Origin of the sequence: Dankookia rubra (genome assembly GCF_004355005.1) — a bacterium.
GTDB lineage: Bacteria > Pseudomonadota > Alphaproteobacteria > Acetobacterales > Acetobacteraceae > Paracraurococcus > Paracraurococcus ruber_A.
Genome location: NZ_SMSJ01000276.1, coordinates 1 through 1,233, shown reverse-complemented (window position 1 = coordinate 1,233; position 1,233 = coordinate 1). Strand labels below are relative to the sequence as shown.

Below are 1,233 nucleotides of genomic sequence, written 5' to 3'. Positions count from 1 at the left end.
CGGTCGCCCCGGTGACCGCACCTTCGCCCGGAGAGCTCGATCCGACCGCCGCCGACCCGCCATCGCACCACTCCTCATCCGGTGTTGCGACGATCAGTTGAATCCGCCTTGTGACCCTTGATCCGAGTGGTGAAAGACGCCGCGCGGCCGGCGTTGGCCGACGGCCATGTCGAGTGCATCGAGAACCAGCTCGGTGCGGAGATGGTTGGCGGTAGCCCAGCCAACGACCTTGCGGCTCCAGACATCGAGCACGACGGCGAGGTAGAGGAAGCCGGCTGCTGTGGGAACGAACGTAATGTCCGCGACCCATAGCTGGTTGGGACCGCTGGCCGTGAAGTTGCGGTCCACCAGGTCCGGCGCCGGCCTGCTGCTGTCGTCACGGCGGGTCGTCACCGATCCGCCGCGGCGATGGCTGACACCGACCAGCCCGGTGCTGCGCATGAGCCGTGCAATGCGCTTGAGGCCGTGCCGGGCACCGGCAGAGCGCAGGGCGGCATGCACCCGCGGCGCGCCGTAGGTCTGGCGCGAGGTCGCGTGCACGGTGCGGATCCGTCGCAGCAGCGCCGCATCCGCCTCGGCGCGGACCGACAGAGGCCGATCGAGCCAGGCGTAGTAGCCGGCGCGCGAGACGCCGAGCAGGCGGGCCATCGGGGCGATCGGGAAGGAGGCCTGGTTTGCCTTCATAAACTCGAAGACCCGGACGGGATCGTCCCGTTGAAGGCAATGCCTTCAACCCCGGGCAAACCAGGCGGCCGCTCGAGAGAGAATGTCGCGCTCCTGGCGCAGCTGCTTGTTCTCGCGCCTGAGCCGCGCGAGCTCCTCGCGCTCGGTGGCATTCAGGCCGGCCTCGGCGGGAGCAGGTTTCACCTCACGCCGATCCTCCTGCCGGTCGGCAGAAGCCACCCAGTTCCGAATGGCCTGGGCGGAGGGTTCGAACTCGCGGGCAAGGTCGACCGGGTCGCGTCCGGCACGGACCAGCTCGATCCTCACGCGAAAGCTTCGTTGATGTCCACCGAGGGCTCTTCCGCAGGAAGCGTGGTTGATGCTGCCAAGTGCGCTGCGGCTTGGCTGGCCCAGTAGTAACATGCGGGATGAAGGACCTTCACCTCCTGCCAGGATGCCGCATCCGGGAGATCACCCGCCCGGACGCGAGCAACATCCAGATCGCTGCTGAGGCTCGGCAGCGGAGCGGCCGCTGCCCGGACTGTGGCGAGCCGAGCCATACTGTCCACA

2 protein-coding genes and 1 pseudogene are annotated in these 1,233 nt (G+C 68.2%); all 3 read right to left on the bottom strand.

Annotation, left to right across the window (positions count from 1 at the left end; translation table 11 throughout):
• Positions 1-93: 93 nt before the first annotated feature.
• Positions 94-690 (bottom strand): annotated as a pseudogene (locus tag E2C06_RS36525) (IS3 family transposase); the annotation flags it as partial.
• A gap of 39 nt (positions 691-729) precedes the next feature.
• The gene (locus E2C06_RS36520; protein WP_133293395.1) at positions 730-990 is read right to left on the bottom strand and encodes a hypothetical protein; all 261 of its coding nucleotides are present in this window, start codon (positions 988-990) and stop codon (positions 730-732) included.
• A partial coding sequence (locus tag E2C06_RS39045; protein ID WP_206664853.1) for a hypothetical protein occupies positions 987-1,233 on the bottom strand: 247 nt, incomplete at its 5' end. The genes E2C06_RS39045 and E2C06_RS36520, both read right to left, overlap by 4 nt.